This window comes from Roseovarius nubinhibens ISM, from assembly GCF_000152625.1.
Classification (GTDB): Bacteria; Pseudomonadota; Alphaproteobacteria; order Rhodobacterales; family Rhodobacteraceae; genus Roseovarius; species Roseovarius nubinhibens.
In genome coordinates this window covers 3,047,295-3,068,254 of sequence record NZ_CH724156.1, presented here as the reverse complement: position 1 = coordinate 3,068,254, position 20,960 = coordinate 3,047,295, and the positions used below count along the sequence as shown (strand labels likewise).

The 20,960-nt window shown below is 63.8% G+C and carries 17 protein-coding genes and 1 tRNA gene; 10 read left to right on the top strand and 8 right to left on the bottom strand.

The window, feature by feature from the left end; translation table 11 throughout:
• Positions 1 to 127: 127 nt before the first annotated feature.
• Positions 128 to 562, bottom strand: a complete 435-nt coding sequence (locus ISM_RS14715; RefSeq protein WP_156783409.1) for a MarR family winged helix-turn-helix transcriptional regulator — start codon at positions 560 to 562, stop codon at positions 128 to 130.
• A 297-nt stretch (positions 563 to 859) separates the two neighbouring features.
• Here ISM_RS14715 and ISM_RS14710 point away from each other — a divergent pair, with 297 nt between their 5' ends.
• Together ISM_RS14710 and ISM_RS14705 are read left to right on the top strand one after the other, a co-directional pair.
• Positions 860 to 2,038: an amidohydrolase family protein gene (locus ISM_RS14710; protein WP_009814983.1), complete on the top strand. Its 1,179-nt coding sequence runs from the start codon at positions 860 to 862 to the stop codon at positions 2,036 to 2,038.
• A gap of 111 nt (positions 2,039 to 2,149) precedes the next feature.
• Positions 2,150 to 3,346 carry an MFS transporter gene (locus ISM_RS14705; RefSeq protein WP_009814982.1) on the top strand — a complete coding sequence of 399 codons (1,197 nt, stop codon included), beginning with the start codon at positions 2,150 to 2,152 and terminating at the stop codon, positions 3,344 to 3,346.
• Positions 3,347 to 3,412: 66 nt separating this feature from the next.
• On the opposite strand, the gene guaB is transcribed toward ISM_RS14705, so the two are convergent.
• The gene (gene guaB / locus ISM_RS14700) at positions 3,413 to 4,861 is read right to left on the bottom strand and encodes an IMP dehydrogenase (protein WP_009814981.1); all 1,449 of its coding nucleotides are present in this window, start codon (positions 4,859 to 4,861) and stop codon (positions 3,413 to 3,415) included.
• Positions 4,862 to 5,063: 202 nt separating this feature from the next.
• Between guaB and ISM_RS14695 the strand changes: the two genes are divergently transcribed.
• Entirely contained in the window at positions 5,064 to 5,564 is a 501-nt protein-coding gene (locus ISM_RS14695) for a hypothetical protein (RefSeq protein WP_156783408.1), read from the top strand.
• 247 nt (positions 5,565 to 5,811) lie between these two features.
• On the opposite strand, the gene ISM_RS14690 is transcribed toward ISM_RS14695, so the two are convergent.
• The 5 genes from ISM_RS14690 to pdxH all read right to left on the bottom strand — a co-directional run bounded on the left by ISM_RS14690 (position 5,812) and on the right by pdxH (position 11,992).
• A complete protein-coding gene (locus ISM_RS14690; protein ID WP_040618112.1) occupies positions 5,812 to 9,489 on the bottom strand; it encodes a vitamin B12-dependent ribonucleotide reductase in 3,678 nt (1,225 codons plus the stop codon).
• 647 nt (positions 9,490 to 10,136) lie between these two features.
• Positions 10,137 to 10,213 (bottom strand) — tRNA-Pro (locus ISM_RS14685).
• A gap of 44 nt (positions 10,214 to 10,257) precedes the next feature.
• Complete coding sequence (locus ISM_RS14680; RefSeq protein ID WP_009814978.1) at positions 10,258 to 10,677, bottom strand: DUF192 domain-containing protein; 420 nt, start codon at positions 10,675 to 10,677, stop codon at positions 10,258 to 10,260.
• A gap of 38 nt (positions 10,678 to 10,715) precedes the next feature.
• A complete protein-coding gene (locus ISM_RS14675) occupies positions 10,716 to 11,246 on the bottom strand; it encodes a cold-shock protein (protein ID WP_040618110.1) in 531 nt (176 codons plus the stop codon).
• 140 nt (positions 11,247 to 11,386) lie between these two features.
• Positions 11,387 to 11,992 carry a pyridoxamine 5'-phosphate oxidase gene (gene pdxH / locus ISM_RS14670; RefSeq protein ID WP_009814976.1) on the bottom strand — a complete coding sequence of 202 codons (606 nt, stop codon included), beginning with the start codon at positions 11,990 to 11,992 and terminating at the stop codon, positions 11,387 to 11,389.
• 167 nt (positions 11,993 to 12,159) lie between these two features.
• Between pdxH and fabI the strand changes: the two genes are divergently transcribed.
• The 7 genes from fabI to ISM_RS14635 are packed head-to-tail and all read left to right on the top strand — an operon-like array spanning position 12,160 to position 19,408.
• Entirely contained in the window at positions 12,160 to 12,975 is an 816-nt protein-coding gene (gene fabI / locus ISM_RS14665; protein WP_009814975.1) for an enoyl-ACP reductase FabI, read from the top strand.
• A gap of 8 nt (positions 12,976 to 12,983) precedes the next feature.
• Positions 12,984 to 13,595, top strand: a complete 612-nt coding sequence (locus ISM_RS14660) for a LysE family translocator (protein WP_009814974.1) — start codon at positions 12,984 to 12,986, stop codon at positions 13,593 to 13,595.
• Positions 13,596 to 13,607: 12 nt separating this feature from the next.
• Positions 13,608 to 14,108 (top strand): xanthine phosphoribosyltransferase, encoded by a 501-nt coding sequence (gpt, locus tag ISM_RS14655; protein ID WP_009814973.1) that lies wholly within the window; start codon positions 13,608 to 13,610, stop codon positions 14,106 to 14,108.
• A gap of 60 nt (positions 14,109 to 14,168) precedes the next feature.
• Positions 14,169 to 15,377: an aminotransferase gene (locus ISM_RS14650; protein WP_009814972.1), complete on the top strand. Its 1,209-nt coding sequence runs from the start codon at positions 14,169 to 14,171 to the stop codon at positions 15,375 to 15,377.
• A gap of 44 nt (positions 15,378 to 15,421) precedes the next feature.
• Positions 15,422 to 17,269 (top strand): peptidyl-prolyl cis-trans isomerase, encoded by a 1,848-nt coding sequence (locus ISM_RS14645; protein ID WP_040618109.1) that lies wholly within the window; start codon positions 15,422 to 15,424, stop codon positions 17,267 to 17,269.
• 12 nt (positions 17,270 to 17,281) lie between these two features.
• Entirely contained in the window at positions 17,282 to 18,793 is a 1,512-nt protein-coding gene (gene trpE, locus ISM_RS14640) for an anthranilate synthase component I (RefSeq protein ID WP_009814970.1), read from the top strand.
• A gap of 54 nt (positions 18,794 to 18,847) precedes the next feature.
• Entirely contained in the window at positions 18,848 to 19,408 is a 561-nt protein-coding gene (locus ISM_RS14635) for a pseudouridine synthase (RefSeq protein ID WP_009814969.1), read from the top strand.
• Between the two features lie 10 nt (positions 19,409 to 19,418).
• Here ISM_RS14635 and ISM_RS14630 read toward each other — a convergent pair whose 3' ends face one another.
• The gene (locus ISM_RS14630; protein WP_254655689.1) at positions 19,419 to 20,936 is read right to left on the bottom strand and encodes a divergent polysaccharide deacteylase family protein; all 1,518 of its coding nucleotides are present in this window, start codon (positions 20,934 to 20,936) and stop codon (positions 19,419 to 19,421) included.
• Positions 20,937 to 20,960 lie beyond the last annotated feature (24 nt).

The window sequence follows — 20,960 nt, the reverse complement described above, 5'->3', positions numbered from 1 at the left end:
TCAGGCACTCCCCAAGGCTTCTCCAGTTTCGTTAGTATGCTAACATAAATACTGAACCTAACCTGTCAACAGATTTCGCCAAGCTGCGGCCGCACCCGTGATGGGCCACAGCTTGGGCCTTGCCCTGTCAGATCATTTTGCGCAGCAGGCGCAAAAACCGTTCGGCCTCGGCCTTGGTGAGCGGCTCGAGCGTCTTGGCGGAAATCTCATGCCCGGCCCGATGCAGCCCGGCGATGAACGCCTCCTGCCCCGGCACCAGAGACAAAAGTGCTCGACGCTTGTCATTGGGATCAGCCCGCGACTGGATAAGCCCCTTGTCCTTGAGGCGGTCCACCACGCCCTTGGTGGTGGCAATATCCATCGCCACCTTGCGTCCAAGCTCGTTTTGCGAACATTCGCCCACCTCGGCCAGCCGCACCAGCGCGGCAAATTGCGTCGGCGTCAGATCCACATTGCTATTGGCGAGGAAGATCGCCGCGTGTCGTTGCGCGGCAAGCCGCATGAGATAACCGACCTGATCGTCGAGAACATACTGCGTTGCCTCAGATACTTCAGTCGTCATGCGGGTTTCCATCTTGTTTGACGCCCCATTCACTCACTCCTTTTCATACTCGTAACCTGTCACAAAACCGGTCCGCGGCTCAGGCCAAACACACAGGCCAGACGCCCACCGTTCTGCGAGGTTATCACAGGTTTCCAACTGCGCAACGTCTGGGGTTTGGCCCGGACCACGCAGGGCCTCTTGACCCACCCCGCCCGAGGGCGCGATGCTTGATCTTGCAATACAAGCTTTCGCCATTAGTATGCAAACAACTATTGCGTAGAATTTTTACCGCCTCGCGCCGGAAAGGATCAAGAGATGAGCGACACGCCCCAGAAACTGGTTATCCGCAATATCGGCCTTTTGTTGACCGGCAAGATCGAGGCCCCCATCGCCGATGGCGATTGCGTGATCGCGCTCGATGGCAAGATCAGCGAGATCGGCTATGAAAAAGACCTCGACACCGAGGGCGCCGATACGCTCATCGACGCTCATGGCGTGACCCTCGCGCCGGGGTTGATCGACAGCCATGTGCACCCGGTGGTCGGCGACTACACCCCGCGCCAGCAACAGTTGCACTGGATCGACAGCACGCTGCATGGCGGTGTCACCACGATGATTTCGGCGGGCGAAGTCCACATGCCCGGCCGCCCCAAGGACATCATCGGGCTCAAGGCCATGGCGATCGCGGCCCAGCGTTGGTACGAGAATTTCCGCCCCTCCGGCGTCAAGGTCCACGCCGGGGCGCCGGTCATCGAACACGGCATGGAAGAGCAGGATTTCAAAGATCTCGCCGACGCCGGTGTCAAATATCTCGGCGAGGTCGGGCTCGGCACCGTCAAGGATGGCAAGACCGCCCGCCAAATGGTTGATTGGGCTCGCAAATATGGCATTCAGTCCACCATCCACACCGGCGGCCCCTCGATCCCCGGCTCGGGTCTCATCGACGCCGATATGGTGCTCGAGACCGGCACCGATGTGGTCGGCCATATCAATGGCGGCCATTCCGCCCTGCCCGATGATCAGATCATCTGCCTCTGCGAAGGCTGCACCAAAGGGCTCGAGATTGTTCACAACGGCAATGAACGCGCGGCCCTTCTGACGCTCAACACCGCCCGCGAATTGGACAAGCTCGATCAGATCATCCTCGGCACCGACGGGCCGGCAGGCTCGGGTGTGCAGCCCTTGGGCATCCTGCGCATGGTCGCCATGCTGTCGAGCCTCGGCCATGTCGATGCGGCCACCGCCTTTTGCTTTGCCAATGGCAACACCGCCCGCCAGCGCGAGCTGGACGTAGGCCTGCTGGAACCCGGCTACAGCGCCGATTTCGTGCTGATGGATCAGGCCCAGCACGCCCCCGGCAAGGACCTCCTTGAATCGGTGAGCCTCGGCAACCTGCCCGGCATCGGCATGACCGTGATCGACGGCAAGGTCACCTCACAGCGCAGCCGCAACACGCCCCCCGCCGGCCGCATTCCCGAGATCGTGACCGGCTAGACGGATCAGGGGCTTGTGACGCCCCGCAGGGCGGTTTAGCAGGGGGAACGGGGCCCGCCCCGCCTCTCGTCCCCTGCCCGCCCTCACCCGCCACAAGCCATAGCGATCCCCATGACCGACACCGCGCTCTCTCACGCGCCGGGCGACATTTCGCCCAATGCCGCGCTCTTTGCCCTCGCTCTGGGCGGTTTTGCCATCGGCACCACCGAATTTGCCTCGATGGCGCTCCTGCCCGATTTCGCCGCGCATTATGGCGTCTCCGAGGCCCGCGCCGCCGACGCCATCAGCGCCTATGCGCTGGGCGTGGTGGTGGGCGCGCCGGTGCTCGCCGTGGCCGGCGCGCGGCTGCGCAAACGGGCGATGCTGATCTGGCTGATGCTGGCCTTTGCCGTCTTCAACACGCTCTCCGCCCTCGCCCCGAACTATGCGAGCTTCACGTTCACCCGGTTCCTCTCGGGCCTGCCGCATGGCGCCTATTTCGGCGTCTCGGCGCTGGTCGCGGCCTCGGTCGTGCCGCCCCACAAACGCGCCACGGCGGTGGCCTGGGTGATGATGGGGCTGACCATCGCCACCACGATCGGCGTCCCCGCCGCGAGCCTCATGAGCCAGATCACCGGCTGGCGCTCGGCCTATCTGCTGGTTGGCCTCCTGTCGCTCGCCACCGCCTTCGCCGTCTGGCGCAAGACCCCGCCGAGCCCCGCCGACAGCGCCGCCTCGCCGCTGCGCGAGCTTTCCGCCCTGCGCAACCGGCAGGTCTGGCTCACGCTGGCCACCGGCGCGGTGGGCTTTGGCGGCTTCTTCGCGGTCTATACCTATATCGCCTCGACGGTGCAGACGACGCTCGGCAGCTCCGAGACCGCCGTCGCGGTGATGCTCGGTGTCGCCGGTCTCGGCATGACGGTGTTCAACCTGCTGGCAGGCGCGCTCGCCGACCGCCACCTCAACGCCAGCGCCTTTTTCTGCCTCGGGCTCGGCACGGTTTTGCTGCTGCTCTACCCAACGCTCGCCGCCTCCGGCCTCTGGCCGATGGCCCTCGGGCTCTTTGCCATCTGCGTGCTGGGCGGCATCTCGACGGTGCTGCAAATCCGGCTGATGTCGGTCGCGGGCGAGGCCCAGCAACTGGCCGCCTCGCTCCATCACGCGGCCTTCAACGTGGCCAATGCGGTCGGGCCGTTTCTCGCGGCACAAGTCCTCTTGGCGGGCTACGGCTTTCCGGCCTCGGGCTATGTCGGCGCGGGCCTGTCGGCCGCCGGGCTCGCGATCTATATGCTGACGCTTTGGGACGCGCGCCGCAGGCCCCGCACTTAAGCCCCGGCCAAGAAAAAAGGGCGCGGCCACCGGCCCCGCCCCTCTCTCATTCATTCAACTTGGGCCTTAGCCCACCCGGTAGTTCGGGCTCTCGCGGGTGATCTGCACGTCATGCACATGGCTCTCGCGCAGCCCGGCACCGGTGATCTTCACGAACTCGCAGTTCTGGCGCATCTCTTCGACCGTGGCACAGCCGGTATAGCCCATCGCTGCCCGCAGACCGCCGACGAGCTGATGGATCACCGCGCCTGCCGAGCCCTTGTAAGGCACCTGCCCCTCGATCCCTTCGGGAACGAGCTTGTCGCTCGCCGCATCCTTCTGGAAATAGCGGTCGGCCGAGCCGCGCGCCATCGCCCCAAGGCTGCCCATGCCACGATAGCTCTTAAAGCTGCGGCCCTGATAGAGGATCACCTCACCGGGGCTTTCATCGGTCCCTGCGATCATGCTGCCAACCATGGCACAAGAGGCCCCGGCGGCAATCGCCTTGGCAAAATCGCCCGAAAACTTGATGCCGCCATCGGCGATCACTGGCACATCGCCCGCCGCACGGGCGCAATCCATGATCGCGGTGAGCTGCGGCACACCGACGCCCGCCACCATCCGCGTGGTACAGATCGAGCCCGGCCCGATACCGACCTTGACCGCATCCGCGCCCGCATCGATGAGCGCACGGGTCGCCTCGGCGGTGGCCACATTGCCCGCGATCACCTGCACCTCATTGGACAGCGCCTTGGCGCGGCGCACCGCCTCGATGACACCGGCCGAATGGCCATGCGCCGTGTCGACCACGACGATATCGACCCCCGCCCGGACGAGTTCCTCGGTCCGCTCGAACCCGCTGTCGCCAACGCTGGTGGCGGCGGCGACGCGCAGACGGCCCAGATCATCCTTGCAGGCGGTCGGGTTGAGAACGGCCTTTTCGGTGTCCTTGAGCGTCAACAGTCCGGTGAGCTTGCCCTTGCCATCATGCACCAAGAGCTTTTCGATCCGCCGCGCCCGCATCAGGCTCTTGGCCTCTTCGAGATCGGCCGGCTCGGCCAGCATGGCGAGATTGTCGGAGGTCATCATCACCTTGACCGGCGTGTCATCGCTCTTGGCAAAGCGCATGTCGCGGTTGGTCAGGATACCGACCACATGGCCCTTTTCATCGACCACCGGAAAGCCCGTGAAGTTATAGCGTTCCACCAATTCCTTGGCATCGGCCAGCGTCTGGTCCACGCGCAGCGTCACCGGGCTATAGACGATGCCGCTCTCGAACCGCTTCACGCGGCGCACTTCGCGGGCCTGCTCTTCGACGCCGAGGTTCTTGTGAATGACGCCCATGCCGCCCGCCTGAGCCATACAGATCGCCATACGGCCTTCGGTCACCGTATCCATGGCCGAGCTGAGCAGCGGAATGTTGAGCGCAATGCTCTTGGTCACGCGGGTGCGCGTGTCGGCTGTGCTGGGCAGCACGCTGGACGCGGCCGGAACCAAAAGAACATCATCGAAGGTGAGAGCCTCACGAATCTCCATTGCGCATCTCCATGGCAGGGGTCGTTTGGCGCTTCCCTATTACACGGTCGGCCCGGAATGAAAAGGGCTTTCGCGGTTGCAGCATGATCCGGGCGCGGTCTAGTCTTTTGGCCATGGCGTGCGGGCCTTGGCAGGCGGGATCTGCAAAAGCGGCCGCGCGCCTTATGCCCAAGTGATTATCGACCGCATTCAGGATTTTCCCATGACCGCCTTTCTTGCCGCCGCCGCTGCCGCTTTGAGCCTTTTCCTGCCGACCCCGCCCGCCTCGCCCGCCGCACCTGAGGTTCAGGTCTCCGGCGAGGGCTATTACGCCTCCGGCTGGCCCATCGCCCTGGCCGAGGCCGCCTGCGACGGGGATGAGCTCTGCCTGACCAAGCTCGCCAATTGCGGTCCGCGCAACGGCCATTGCTCGGCAGGCATCGCCCTGTGCCAGATCAAGCGCGGCCAGAGCCTGCGCCTCTCGCGCCCATGCCCCATCGACCGCGTCGCAGGCCGCGCGGGCCGGGTGATCCTCATGACACTGCCCTCGGGCCGGGTCCGCACGCTGCTCTTTCAATCGAACGGCTTCGCCGCCATCGACGGAAACCCCGCACGGCCGATCTCGCGCCACTGCCTGCAGGACCTCGTGCGCGGCGACATCCTCTGCGCCACACCGCTCAAGACCCGCGCCGATTTCGACCGCTGGGCCGCCGAGAAAAAGTAACCGGCGCAAATAAACTTCACCCCGCAAACACCTGATCCAACAAAGAAAAACGGAGGGCGCCGCCCTCCGTATAGTTTCGCCACTCAAGCTCACTCTATGTACCGCCCGGTTTCTGCCTGCGGCCTGAGCGCCGTCAGGGCGAGCGCACCCGCCCTGCTGGGCTGACCTGCGGACGGCTGCACAAAGTCCCGGTCTGGCCCTGTTCGTCGGGGCCGCGCGATGCCCGAGGGCACCGCGCGCTGGCCCCTTAGCTACACCCGCTGGTCGCCCCGCAGGTGTTGCATTTCATGCAGGTGCCGTTGCGCACCAGCGTGTAATTGCCGCAATCGCCACAGGGATCACCCTCATAGCCCTGCATCTTGGCCTTGACCCGCGCATCCATGCCGGTGGCACTGCCCGCCGCAACCGCCGCCGCCGAGGTGGTCGTGGTCACCGTCGCGGTATTGGTTTCGGGCACCAAGGTCTGCAGCGTGCTCACCGGATCGCCCCCGGCGGCGCGGGCCACAGCCCCCTGCCCGCCATTGAGCACGACAAGCTCTTGCGGAAGCCGCTTGCGCAGATAGCCGGTCGAGCTGATCTGCTTGAGCACCTCAAGCGAACGGTTGGCGGCATCATCGGTCATCTCGGTGATGTTGCGCACGCCCTCTTCCTCGCCACGGCCCAGATCGTCAAAGCTCGCGCCCTGCGGTTTCACATGGGCCAGATCGGTCCGGTCGAGATAGCTCACCGCCAGCTCGCGGAAGATATAGTCGAGGATCGAGGTGGCGTTCTTGATGCTGTCATTGCCCTGCACCATGCCCGCGGGCTCGAATTTGGTGAAGGTAAAGGCATCGACGAACTCTTCGAGCGGCACGCCATATTGCAGACCGACCGACACCGCGATGGCGAAATTGTTCATCATCGCCCGGAAGCCCGCGCCTTCCTTGTGCATGTCGATGAAGATCTCGCCGAGGCTGCCATCGCCATATTCACCGGTCCGCAGATAGACCTTATGCCCGCCGACAATCGCCTTCTGGGTATAGCCCTTGCGGCGTTCCGGCATCTTCTCGCGGTGGCTCTTGACGATCTCCTTGACGATCACCTTCTCGACGATCTTCTCGGCGAGCACGGCGGCCTTCTCCTGCGGCGTGCCGCTCTCAAAGATCTCCTGCGCCTCATCGTCATCCTCCACCAGGCTCGCGGCCAGCGGCTGGCTGAGCTTGGAGCCGTCACGATAGAGCGCATTGGCCTTCACACCGAGCGACCAGCTCAGCTCATAGGCTTTCTGGCAATCCTCGATCGTGGCGTCATTGGCCATGTTGATCGTCTTCGAGATCGCGCCCGAGATAAAGCTCTGCGCCGCCGCCATCATGGTGATGTGGCTGTTGACCCCGAGATAGCGCTTGCCCTTCTTGCCGCAGGGGTTGGCGCAGTCGAAGATATGGTAATGCTCTGTCTTGAGATGCGGCGCGCCCTCAAGGGTCATGGTGCCGCAGACATGGTCATTGGCCGCGTCCACATCGGCCTTGGAATAGCCCAGATGCGCCAGCAGATCGAAGGTCGGATCGTTGAGCTTGGCCGCCGGAATGCCGAGCACGTTCTTGCAGAACTCCTCGCCCAGCGTCCATTGGTTAAAGACAAAGCGGATGTCAAAGGCACTGCCCAGCGCCGCGTCGATCTTTTCAAGCTCATGCGGACCAAACCCATGCCCGACGAGCGAGGTGTGGTTGACCCCCGGCGCATTGCCGATGGTGCCATGACCGACCGCATAGGACACGATCTCTTCGATCTCAGCCGAGCCATAGCCGAGCTTTTCAAGCGCTGCCGGCACCGACCGGTTGATGATCTTGAAATAGCCGCCCCCGGCGAGCTTCTTGAACTTCACCAGCGCGAAATCGGGCTCGATGCCGGTGGTGTCGCAATCCATCACCAGACCGATGGTGCCGGTGGGCGCGATCACGGTCGCCTGCGCGTTGCGATAGCCATGCTTCTCGCCGAGCGCCAGCGCCTCGTCCCAGCTCGCCATCGCCAGCTTGACCAGCGTCTGATCCGGGCAATTCGCCAGATCGAGCGGCACCGGCTTCACCGCCAGCGCTTCATAGCCCTCGCTCGCGCCATAGGCGGCGTTGCGGTGGTTGCGAATGACGCGCAGCATATGCGCCGCGTTGCGCTCATAGCCCGCAAAGGGGCCAAGCTCACCGGCCATCTCGGCGCTGGTGGCATAGGCGACACCGGTCATCACCGCGGTCAGCGCGCCGCACATCGCCCGGCCCTCGTCGCTGTCATAGCCAAGGCCCATGTTCATCAGCAGACCGCCGATATTGGCATAGCCGAGACCCAGCGTGCGGAACTCATAGCTCAGCTGCGCGATCTCTTTCGACGGGAATTGCGCCATCAGCACGCTGATCTCGAGCGTCATGGTCCAGAGCCGCGTGGCATGGACATAGGCATCGGCGTCGAACTGACCATTCTTGAAGAAGGTCAACAGGTTCATCGAGGCCAGGTTACAAGCCGTGTCGTCGAGGAACATATATTCCGAACACGGGTTCGAGCCGCGAATTTCGCCGTCTTCCGGGCAGGTGTGCCAGGCGTTCACCGTGTCATGGAACTGGATGCCGGGATCGGCACAGGCCCAGGCCGCGTGGCCCACATCTTCCCACAGGTCGCGCGCCTTGATGGTCTTGGCAACGCTGCCATCGGTGCGGTTGATAAGCGCCCAATCGGCATCATCCTTGACCGCCTTGAGAAAGGCATCGGTGACCCGGATCGAGTTGTTCGAGTTCTGCCCCGAGACGCTCGCATAGGCTTCGGAATCCCAGTCGGTGTCATAGGTCGGGAACTCGATGCTCTCATAGCCCTGCTTGGCATAGTCCAGCACCCGCTTGACGTAGGTCTCGGGGATCTGCACCTGTTTCGCGCCACGGATGGCGGTCTTGAGCTGCTCGTTCTTCTTGGGGTCGACCGCGTCTTCGCTGCTGCCGTCCCAGGCGCGGATCGCCGAGAAGATGTCATTGAGCTTCATCTCATGCATCTTCGAGCCGGCAACGATCGACGCGACCTTCTGCTCTTCCTTGACCTTCCAGTTGATGAATTCCTGGATATCGGGGTGATCCGCGTCACAGATGACCATCTTGGCCGCCCGGCGCGTGGTGCCGCCCGATTTGATCGCGCCCGCCGCCCGGTCGCCGATCTTGAGGAACCCCATGAGGCCGCTCGACTTGCCGCCGCCCGAGAGACTTTCGCCCTCGGCGCGCAGCGACGAGAAATTGGTGCCTGTGCCGCTGCCATATTTGAACAGCCGCGCCTCGCGCACCCACAGATCCATGATGCCGCCATCGCCGACGAGGTCATCCGCAACCGACTGGATGAAACAGGCGTGCGGTTGCGGATGCTCGTAGGCGCTGCTCGATTTTGTCAGCTTGCCGGATTTGTGATCGACATAGTAATGGCCCTGGCTCGGACCATCGATGCCATAGGCCCAATGCAGGCCGGTGTTGAACCATTGCGGGCTGTTGGGCGCGGCCATCTGGCGCGCCAGCATAAAGCGCATTTCGTCGAAATAGGCGCGGGCATCCTCTTCGGTGGTGAAATAGCCACCTTTCCAGCCCCAATAGGCCCAGGCCCCTGCCAGCCGGTCAAACACCTGCTTGGCCGAGGTCTCACCGCCCTTTGCAACATCCTCCCCATCGGGGACCGAGCGCCACAGGAATTCCGGCACGCCCTTTTCGCGGACCTTCTTAAGACGTGCGGGAACACCTGCCTTGCGGAAATATTTCTGAGCGATCACATCGCTTGCGACCTGGCTCCAGCCTGCGGGCACTTCGACCTCGTCGAGCTTGAAGACGGTCGTGCCATCGGGGTTTCGGATTTCTGAACTCGTGGTGATAAAATCCAATGCCGCGTATGCGTCTTCGCCTGCCTTGGTAAATCTTCTATCGATTTTCATAACTATGCTGCCTCATGTCTTCAGCGTCCGAACCCAGACCCTGCCCGAGCGGACAGGCCCAAATAGATTGGCGAAAGACAAACGCACCCCGACGCCGAAACGACATGTTCCAAGCGCACAAACACAGGCCAGAGCCGAGCTCTGTAACAAGATTGGGTATTTGCCCCTCGCCGGCCGGCGCCACACTATATATTGTAGCTTGCCTACCGGCTCACACAACGTGGCGTATTTTACCTCGTTTGGTCAACGGGATTTTTATCCAATTCTCGGCAAAATAATCTTGACCCATGGGCTCTGCGCAACGCCGCCCGCCGATGGCTCCGATTCCTCCCCACCCCGCCTCTCGCAGCCCGCCGCGCCCCGGCCCGCAGGCGCAACCGTCGAAAGCTACGGTTTTCGGCAGGTTTAGCCGCGATGGCTCACCGGTTACACGAACCACCCCCCGGGTTATCCCCAGCCGGTGGACAGGTTGATTGAGGATAAGTTGTGCGCGAAAAAAATTTTCGCCCACGAACGGCTCCGGCCTCTGATCGGGGCGTGATCCGGGCGCGATCCGCGCCGGTGGCGGGGCAAAGTGATGTTATGTGGCAACGCTACATATAGTGTGCGCCACTCTCATCACTGCTATCTAAGGGATAAAAAGAGGATGGTCGGGGCGGCGAGATTCGAACTCACGACCCCCTGTACCCAAAACAGGTGCGCTACCAGACTGCGCCACGCCCCGGACCATGGCGGCTGTCTAGCGCCGAATCCCCTGATTGGAAAGTGCTAATTCGACAGCGCCTGATCGCAGCTGTCGCCCTGGATCGCCGGGTGGAAAATCCGCGTCCCGGGCACGATTCCCATCGCCTTGGCGAGGCCGCCGTTGATCTCCAGAACATATTGGATGCGGTTGCCGCCAAAGATCTGCCCCGTGTTCAACGGTTCGGCCATCTCATGGATCCGGCTGATCTCGCCGGTCTCGTCGGCAAAGAGAATATCGAGCGGGATATAGGTGTTCTTCATCCAGAAGGACACAGGCTTGGCCGTGGGGTAGACAAACAGCATCCCGGCACTGCGCGCCATGGATTTGCGAAACATCAGGCCTTGGTTGCGTTCAGCCCGATCATCGGCCACCTCGACGGTGAACCGCGCAGCTCCCCAGTCGCCGCGCAGATGAACTTGATCCTCGCGGCATTGTGCCGCCATCGCCGCCCCGGCCCACAGGCCAAGGACCGCGCCGAGGCTCAGTCTTCTGACAAGATTTTGGCTGCGCTTTCCCATCCGCGTACCTCCGTGGCCATGCGACCACGCTTACCTTCAATCACGCGAATCGCCAAGGCCTCGCCCGGCTGAAGATCGGCAAGCCCGGAGCGGCGCAGAACTTCGATATGCACGAAGACATCTTCTTCCCGGCCAAAGGTATTGGCAAAGCCGAACCCCTTGCCCTTGTCGAACCATTTGATCCGCGCCGGCTCAAGCGGCGCGTTGCGGATCACTTCGGGGTCGATATCTTCGAGATCGGCCAGTCCCGAATTCTCGATGAGATCCGGAGGGGTAATCTCATAAACGGTTACGGCCTGTTCGCCACGGTCCGTCTGCTGAACATCGAGCTCGATCCCGGCGTCATCCGCCACGGAGCTTTGCCCGAAGTTCCGAAGGACATTCGCATGCAGAAGAATGTCCTTACCACCTTCCTCGGCGACGACGAACCCAAAGCCCTTTACAGGGTCGAACCATTTAACACGTCCTCGGATTTTGCGAACGTTATCCGCCATTCATAGGTCTCTTTATACTTTGATATTTCATGCATGACAGTATCCCCCCCATGCAGGGGCAGATTGCTGTAAAGAAGCTCGAGTTGCAAGCATGTTAGTTGTTAATTTATTTACATTTTGCATTTCACGCAGCGTGAAATTTAAGGATTCAACCGTAGGATATTCCACGCGTCACCAATTTTTTCACGTCTCCAGACGAACCTGTCGTGCAACCGGAAGGCCCCATCGGCCCAGAACTCAATTTCTAGTGGTATAATGCGATAGCCACCCCAATATGGCGGTCGATCGGGGCTCACACCCTTGGTCGCGGTGATCTTGGCGACCTTCGCCATCAGACTCTGCCGCGAGGCGAGTGGCCGCGACTGCTCTGACGCCCAGGCGCCGAGCCGGCTTTGCAGCGACCGCGAGGCAAAATAGGCGTCCGCCTCGGGCCCCTCTTCGCGGGTCACAAGCCCGCGCATCCGCACCTGACGGCGCAGGCTCTTCCAATGCAGCACCATCGCCGCCTTGCCCTGACCGTCGATCTCGCGGCCCTTGGCGCTCTCATAATTCGTATAGAAAACAATGCTGTCTTCCGCGATCGTCTTGAGAAGAACCATCCGCACATTGGGCAGGCCCTGCTCATCCACCGTGGCCAGCGCCATGGCGTTGGGATCGTTGGGCTCGCTCGCCTCCGCCTCGCCGAGCCATTGGCGCGCGATCTCGAACGGATCATCCCCTGCGAAAATTCCAGTACGATCGGACATCTGCCGTCCCCTTCTCCACGTTCCACATCTGGGCCGCGGTGATTCGCCTTAAACTAACGCATAGTTTCGTGACATCACTGCGACGCTATTCGCGCTGCCCAGTCTTGATGCCTCCATGCCATTGGCCTAAAGGAACAGTAAAGATTGAACTGGACCGAGGACAGGACATGTCAAATCAACTGATGGCGGGCAAACGCGGACTTATCATGGGGCTCGCCAACGACAAGTCCATTGCCTGGGGCATTGCCAAGGCCTGCGCCGACGCCGGCGCCGAACTGGCCTTTACCTATATGGGCGACGCCTTCCGCAAGCGGGTCGAACCGCTCGCCCAACAGCTCGGCGTGCCGCATCTCTATGATTGCGACGTCTCCAAACCCGAAAGCATCGACGCCGCTTTTGCCGAGATCGAAAAGACCTGGGGCAAGATCGACTTTCTCGTCCATGCCATCGGCTTTTCCGACAAAAACGAGCTGCGCGGTCGCTATGTCGACACCAGCCGCGAAAACTTCCTGATGACGATGGATGTCTCCTGCTTCAGCTTCACCGCCGTGGCCAAACGCGCCGAAAGGCTGATGACCGATGGCGGCTCGATGCTGACGCTGACCTATTACGGCGCCGAACAGGTCATGCCCCATTATAATGTGATGGGGGTCGCCAAGGCGGCGCTCGAGGCCTCAGTCAAATATCTCGCCGAAGACCTCGGCAAGGACGGCATCCGCGTCAACGCCATCTCCGCCGGCCCGATCAAGACGCTCGCCGCCAGCGGCATCGGCGATTTCCGCTATATCCTGAAATGGAACGAGCTCAACTCGCCGCTGCGCCGCAATGTGACCATCGATGATGTCGGCAATTCGGCGCTCTACCTGCTGAGCGATCTCGGCTCCGGCGTCACCGGCGAAAACCTGCATGTCGACGCAGGCTATCACATCGTCGGCATGAAGGCCGTGGACGCGCCCGATATCGACGCCACCGGCAAGGGCTGAGCGCGGCTATGGAGCCCGCGCAGCTCATTGCCTTCAATCTGACGCTGCTCGCCGCGCTGATCAGCCCCGGCCCCGCCATGCTTTTGGCGCTGCGCACGACGCTTGTGTCGGGCCGCCGCGCCGGGGTGATGACGGGTCTCGGCCTCGGCCTCGCCGCGGCGCTCTGGACGACGCTGGCGCTGCTCGGGCTCGACGCGGTCTTTACCCTCTTTCCCTGGGCCTTCCTCGCGCTGAAACTGCTGGGCGCGGGCTATCTCCTCTATCTCGCCGTCACCATCTGGCGCGGCGCGGGCGATCCGCTGCCCGCCATGACGACGACCGCCCCTGCCGCCCGGCGCAGCTTTGTGGCCGGGCTGCTGGTCAACCTCTCCAATCCGAAATCCATGCTCTTTGCCTCCGCCGTGCTGGTGGTGATCTTCCCGCGCGACATTCCGCTCGGGGACAAGGCGCTGATCGTGGTCAATCACATGCTGGTGGAATGGCTCGCCTATGGCGGCTTTGCCCTCCTGCTCTCGACGCGGCGCGCCCGCGATGGCTATCTGCGGCTCAAACCCGTGTTTGACCGCATCGCCGCCGCCGTGCTCGGCCTTCTCGGCCTGCGCCTTCTCTTCACTCGTTAACGGACCGACCCCATGACCGATCAACTCCCCCATGAAAAAGGCTTCCACGTCAGCTGGGACCAGCTTCACCGCGACGCCCGCGCGCTGGCCTGGCGGCTCGATGGCAAGGGGCCGGAAAACGGCGAATGGCGCGCCCTCGTGGCGATCACCCGCGGCGGCATGGCCCCGGCGATGATCATCGCCCGCGAGCTGGACATTCGCACCGTCGATACGATCTCGATCAAGAGCTACGACCATCAGACCCAGGGCGCGGCCCAGATCACCAAGGCCCCCGACATGGATCTGATCGGCGACGGTCACGGCGTGTTGGTGATCGACGATCTCGTCGACACTGGCCGCACGCTCGAAGTGGTGCGCAAGCTCCTGCCCAAGGCGCATATCGCCACGGTCTATGCCAAGCCCAAGAGCCGCGATCTCGTACAGACCTATGTCACCGAGGTGAGCCAGGACACGTGGATTTTCTTCCCCTGGGATCTCGCTTTGCAATATGTAGAACCGTATCGCGGCCGCTAAAATCGCCACAGTCGCTTTGCCGACGCGATACCGACGTAGTACCGACAGGGAATTTTCGCCATGACACGCCCGCTGCCCCGTACCGAAGGCACGTTCTTTCCGCCCGTGATGGAGGCCCGCCGCTGGCTCGACGGGGTGGAATTTCCCGCCGACCGGCCGCTCATCAATGTGAGCCAGGCCGCCCCGGTCGACCCGCCCCCGGAACCGCTGCGTCAGGTGATCGCCGATGCCGCGCTGAACCGCCCCGAGGCGCATCTCTATGGCCCGGTTCTGGGCCTGCCCGAGCTGCGCGAAGAGGTCGCGAAACAATGGTCTGACGCCTATTCCGGGACCATTGTTGCGGGCAATGTCGGGATCACCTCCGGCTGCAATCAGGCCTTCTGCGCCACCCTCTCGACGCTCTGCGGCGAAGGGGATGAGATCATCCTGCCAACCCCTTGGTATTTCAACCATAAAATGTGGCTCGATATGGTCGGCGTGACGGCTGTGCCGCTGGCCACCGGCGATGATCTGCTGCCCGACCCTGAGGCCGCCCGGGCGCTCATCACCCCGCGCACCCGCGCCATCGTGCTGGTCAGCCCCAACAACCCCGGCGGCGTCGAATACCCGCCCGAACTCTTGCGCGCCATGTATACGCTCGCCCAGAGTCACGGCATCGCCCTCATCGTCGATGAGACCTACCGCGATTTCGACGCCCGCAGCGGCGCGCCGCATGATCTCTTTGGCGATGAGAACTGGGGCGACACGCTCATTCAGCTCTATTCCTTCTCCAAGGCCTACCGGCTCACCGGGCACCGCGTCGGCGCCATGGTCTGTGCACCGCAACGCCTTGCGCAGGCAGAGAAATTTCTCGACACCGTCACCATCTGCCCGAACCAGCTGGGCCAGATCGCGGCGCTCTGGGGGATGCAGAACCTCGGCCAATGGGTCGCCGGTGAACGGGCCGAAATCCTCGACCGCCGCGCCGCCATTTCCGAACATTTCCCCAAGGTCGAAGCCAAGGGCTGGCGGCTTCTCGGCTGCGGCGCCTATTTCGCCTATGTCGAGCATCCCTTCGCCCTGCCCTCGAACGAGCTGGCCCCCGCCCTCGTCCGCGAGGCCGGTGTGCTGGTGCTGCCCGGCACCATGTTCATGCCCGAAGAGGACAGCGCCGGTCAGCGTCAGCTCCGCATCGCCTTCGCCAATGTCGACCGCGCCGGAATTGCAGAGCTTTTCGACCGTTTGTCACAGGTTTCGCTGCCCCTTGCCCCCGCATCCGGCAAGGCTTAGACAGACCGGAACACCCTTTATACACCTTAGCCGCGCGAGGTCTCATGGCGTCTGGAAACACATTGTCGAAAACCGCCGTCTGGATTCTGATGGGCCTTTTGATCCTCGGCCTCGGCGGCTTTGGCGTGACCAATCTCTCTGGCAATGTCCAGAGCGTCGGATCGGTCGGCGACACCAAGATCGACATCAACGATTACGCCCGCACCCTGCAAAACGAGATCCGCGCCCTCGAGGCCCAGCGCGGCGAACGGCTCTCCTTCGCCCAGGCCCGCGAGCTCGGTCTCGATCAGGCGGTGCTCGGGCGGCTGGTGACCACCACCGCGCTCGAGGATGAGACGCAACGCATCGGCATTTCCATCGGCGACGCAAACCTGCGCGACGAGATCCTCAACATCCAGGCCTTCCAAGGTCTCGATGGCAAGTTCGACCGCCAAGCCTATGAATTTGCTCTGCAACAGGCCGGTCTCAACGAGACCCGCTTTGAGGAAGACATGCGCGCCGAAACCGCCCGCACGCTGCTGCAAGGCGCCGTGGTGGCCGGGGTCCGCGCCCCCGAGGCCTATGGCGACACGCTGATCAACTACCTCGGCGAACGCCGCGACATCAGCTGGGCCGTGCTCGCCCGCGCCGATCTGCAAACCGGCCTGCCCGAGCCCACCGAGGAGGATCTCGCCGCCTATCACGAGGCGCATCAGGCCGAGTTCACCACGCCCGAGACCAAGGCGATCACCTATGCCTGGCTCACCCCCGACATGATCCTCGACACGGTCGAGGTCGACGAGGACGCCCTGCGCGCCGCCTATGACGAACGCAGCGCCGAATATAACCAGCCCGAGCGCCGCCTTGTCGAACGTCTCGTCTTCCTCGACTCTGCCGCCGCCAGCGACGCGCTGGCCCGGATCGAGAGCGGCGAGGCGAGCTTTGAGGATCTGGTCGCCGCCCGCGATCTGGAACTCTCTGACGTCGACATCGGCGACGTGACCCGGGCCCAGCTCGGCGCCGCTGGCGACACCGTTTTCGCCGCCGAGGCTGGCGATGTGGTCGGCCCGGTCGACACCGATCTCGGCCCTGCCCTCTTCCGCGTCAATGGCGTGCTCGCGGCGCAGGTCGTGCCCTTTGAAGAGGCCGAACCGATGCTCCGCGACGAGCTTGCCGGCGACCGCGCCCGCCGCGTGATCGAAAGCAGCATGGACAATATCGACGACCTGCTCGCCGGGGGCGCCACGATCGAGGGACTGGCCCAGGAAACCGATCTGGAGCTTGGCAAGATCGACTGGCACCCCGAGGTGACCGAGGGCATCGGCGGCTATGAAAGCTTCCGTCAGGCCGCCGCCGCCGTCACCACCGACGACTACCCGCAGGTGATCGAGCTCGACGATGGCGGCCTCTTCGCCATGCGGCTCGACGAAACCATCGCCCCGCGCGTGCAGCCGGTGGAGGAGGTGCGCGACGCGCTGGCCGAGGCCTGGACGCGGCAAACCATCGTCGAGGCGCTGCGCAGCCAATCGGAGGCCGACATCGCGGCGCTGAGCCAAGGCACATCCTTCGAGGAACTCGGCTTTACCGACATCAGCACCGCCAAGGACATCACCCGCCGCGGCTTTGACGTCGACGCGCCCCGCGAATTCATCGAAACCGTGTTCGAGATGGAGCCGGGTCAGGTGGAAATCGTCGAGGGCAACGGCCGCCTCTTCCTGCTGCGGCTCGACGCGGTCAACGCGCCCGATGCCGAGGCGCAGGATCTCGTGGTGCTGAGCCAGGTGCTCAAGAACCAGGCGGCGAACTCGCTCTCGCAGGATCTGTTTCAGGCGCTGGCCGATGACATCCGCGCCCGCGCGGGCATCGCGCTCGATCAATCGGCGCTCAATGCCGTCCATGCGAACTTCCAGTAACGGAGCCTTCCGGTGGATCTGACCCCAAGCTTTGACGATTTTGCCGCGGGCTTTACCGCGGGCAAGAACCAGGTGGTCTATGCAAGGCTCGCCGCCGATCTCGACACGCCCGTGTCGCTGATGCTCAAGCTCACCGGCGCGGCCCGCGATGCGTTCTTGCTCGAATCCGTCACCGGCGGCGAGGTGCGCGGGCGCTATTCGATCATCGGGATGAAGCCGGATGTGGTCTGGCAATGCCACGGTCCTGCGAGCCGCATCAACCGCGACGCCCGTTTCGATGGCGACGCCTTCACCGATCAAGACGGCGATCCGCTCACCAATCTGCGCGCCCTGATCGAGGAAAGCCGCATCGACCTGCCCGAAGACCTCCCCGCCGCGAGCGCCGGGCTCTTTGGCTATCTCGGCTATGACATGATCCGGCTCGTCGAACATCTGCCCGATGTGAACCCCGATCCGCTCGGCCTGCCCGATGCGCTGATGCTGCGGCCGTCGGTGGTGGCGGTGCTCGACGGGGTCAAGGGCGAGGTGATCGTGGTCTCTCCGGCTTGGGTCGGCTCGGGCCAATCGGCCAAGGCCGCCTATGCGCAGGCCGCCGAACGGGTGATGGATGCGGTGCGCGATCTCGAACGCGCCCTGCCCCAGAACACCCGTGATCTGGGCGAAGCCCGCGAGGACGCGGCGCCGGTGTCGAATTTCACCCGCGAGGGCTATAAACAGGCGGTCGAGAAGGCCAAGGAATATATCCGCGCTGGCGACATCTTTCAGGTGGTGCCGTCACAGCGCTGGACCCAGCCCTTCCGCCAGCCGCCTTTCGCCCTCTACCGCAGCCTGCGGCGCACCAACCCGTCGCCCTTCATGTTCTATTTCAACTTCGGCGGCTTTCAGGTGGTGGGCGCCAGCCCCGAAATCCTCGTTCGCGTCTTCGGCAACGAGGTGACCATCCGCCCCATCGCCGGCACCCGCCCGCGCGGCGCGACCCCCGCCGAGGACCGCGCCAACGAGGCCGATCTGATGGCCGACCAGAAAGAGCTGGCCGAACATCTCATGCTCTTGGATCTCGGGCGCAATGATGTGGGCCGCGTCGCCAAGATCGGCACCGTGCGCCCGACCGAAGAATTCATCATCGAACGCTATAGCCACGTCATGCATATCGTCTCGAATGTGGTGGGCGAACTGGCCCCGGACCAGGACGCGCTCGGCGCGCTTCTGGCCGGTCTGCCCGCAGGCACCGTGTCCGGCGCGCCCAAGGTCCGCGCGATGGAAATCATCGACGAGCTCGAACCGGAAAAGCGCGGCGTCTATGGCGGCGGCGTCGGTTATTTCAGCGCGGGCGGCGACATGGATGTCTGTATCGCGCTGCGCACGGCGGTGGTGAAGGACGAGAACCTCTATATTCAGGCCGGCGGCGGCGTGGTCTATGACAGCGACCCCGAGGCCGAATATATGGAGACGGTGCATAAATCGAACGCCATCCGCCGCGCCGCGGCCGATGCGGCGCGGTTCACCGGCAATGGCAATGGCTAGGCGCGGCGGGACACAGCTTCCCGGTCTGCTTCCCGGTCTGCCGCCCGTCGGCGCATGAGCCGGCTTCTGCTCTTCAACAAACCCTTCGGCGTGCTGAGCCAGTTCACTGATCGCGGCACGGCCGACAGCCCGCGCGCGACCCTCTCGGACCATATCAACATCCCCGGCGTCTACCCGGCGGGACGGCTTGATCGCGACAGCGAAGGGCTCTTGCTGCTCACCGATGATGGCAGGTTGCAGGCGCGGATCAGCCACCCGAAATTCAAAGCGCCCAAGACCTATCTGGTGCAGGTCGAGGGCGAGCCGGATGACGCGGCCCTCGCCGCGCTGCGCCGGGGCGTGACGCTCAAGGACGGCCCCACTCGCCCGGCGCAGGCCGAGAGGATCGCGCCGCCCGATCTCTGGCCGCGCGACCCGCCGGTGCGCTATCGCAAATCCGTGCCGGACAGCTGGCTGCGCCTCACCATCACCGAGGGCCGCAACCGTCAGGTGCGGCGGATGACGGCGCATGTGGGCTATCCGACGCTGCGGCTGGTGCGCTGGTCAGTGGGGGATTGGACGCTCGACGGCATCGCCCCCGGCACCTGGCAAGAGGCGAAATCCACACAGTCGTAATACCGACGTGTTACTGCTGTGTTACCGCATCCTCATTTCCGGCCTTGAGCACCGCCGACACCGGGGCCAAGGCGACCTGGCTCACCCGGTCCTGCAGCCCCCAGATCAGCAGCGCACTGACCGTCTCGGCCCGCAGCCGCCCGAGCATGATCACCCCGCCCTCAAGGCGGCTTGCCTTGAACGCGCCCTGATCGAGAAAGCGCCGGATCACCGTGGCCGTCTGCCCATCGCTATCAAAGTCGCGAAAGATCGTGGCCGTCGGCACGCCCTCGCGCGCGATGAGCTTGCTTGCCGTGTCCAAGCCCTTGGGAAACATCAATAATCCGTGACCGGTTTCCTTGAGGATCGGGGCCAATTGCTCGGCCGCTTCACGGCTTGATTGCAGCCCCGTGCCGGTGCCTTCCATCACGGCGACCGCCTCTGGCAGCTCGGCAAAAAGCGTCTGCATCGTGGTTTCCGTGTCCGCCGCCGAGGCGCCTTGCGGCAGGTCGGTGAGGATCAAAACCTCGAACCCCGCCGCCCGATACCGCGCCATCGCCTCCGCCGCCCCGTCCGAATTCGGGTCGACCGCAAAGCTCAACGGATAAGGAAACGCCGCCAGCGCCTCCAACCCAATCGGCGACCGCCCATTGTCGATCAACACGATCGACACCATCGGCTTGCCCTCCGGGTTGTCGAACTCGGCCGCATGGGCCTCGATCGCGGGCAGATCCGTGGGCGCAAGCTCTGGCAGCGCCTCTGCGGTATCCGTCTCGGTCTGTGCCGCTTCGGTTTCGGCCCCGATGCTGGGCAGCCGGTTGGTGGTGACATTCTTGGCCAGATTGCCCACGGTTTTCGACGGCTCCGGCTCGGTCACTTTCGGCGCGGGCTCTGGCACCACGGGCAGCATATGCTCAGCCTCATTGCGTTCACTATCAGGGGTTTGCGCGCCATCCTCTGCCGCGCCCGTCTCTTGCGACACAGCTCCGGCGCCCTCCGGAGCGGTGGCCGCATCGGCCAATTCAGAGCTGGGGAAACTGCCGCTCTCTGCACTGGCAAAGCCGGTGGCCTCCTCCTCGGCCTGGGGGGCCATGGGCTGGGCCGGGTCGGTGGAAATCGACAGATCCGAATCGGCGGCGGGCGCTTGGGGCGCGACCGCTTGCGGGCTGGGTAGCACCGGGTTTTCCACCTCGCCCGCCATGCCCGTGGCCTCCTGACCCGGCTCGGGCGCGGCCAATGTGGGCTCGGCCATCTCGGCGCTCGGCTCAGCGGCAGGGTCGGTGTCCGCCCCTTGCAGGCTGCTCAGATCATCGGGGCTGGCGCTCTCGATCTTGGGGGCCATCCCGGCCTGCGGCGTCTCTTCGGTGGTGGGCAGCGTGACCTCGCCATCCTCGCGCGCGGCGTTGAACTTGGACCCCGCAGGCACCTCGGCGCGCCCGGCCTGTGGTGCGGTGTCCCCCGGCAGCGGTGACATCAGCGACGCCGCCCCCAGACCAACCCCCGAGACCACAGTTCCGGCCAAAATCCCTGCGATAAACTTGCGTGCCATGCTCGTTCGCCCTCATTATTTCCC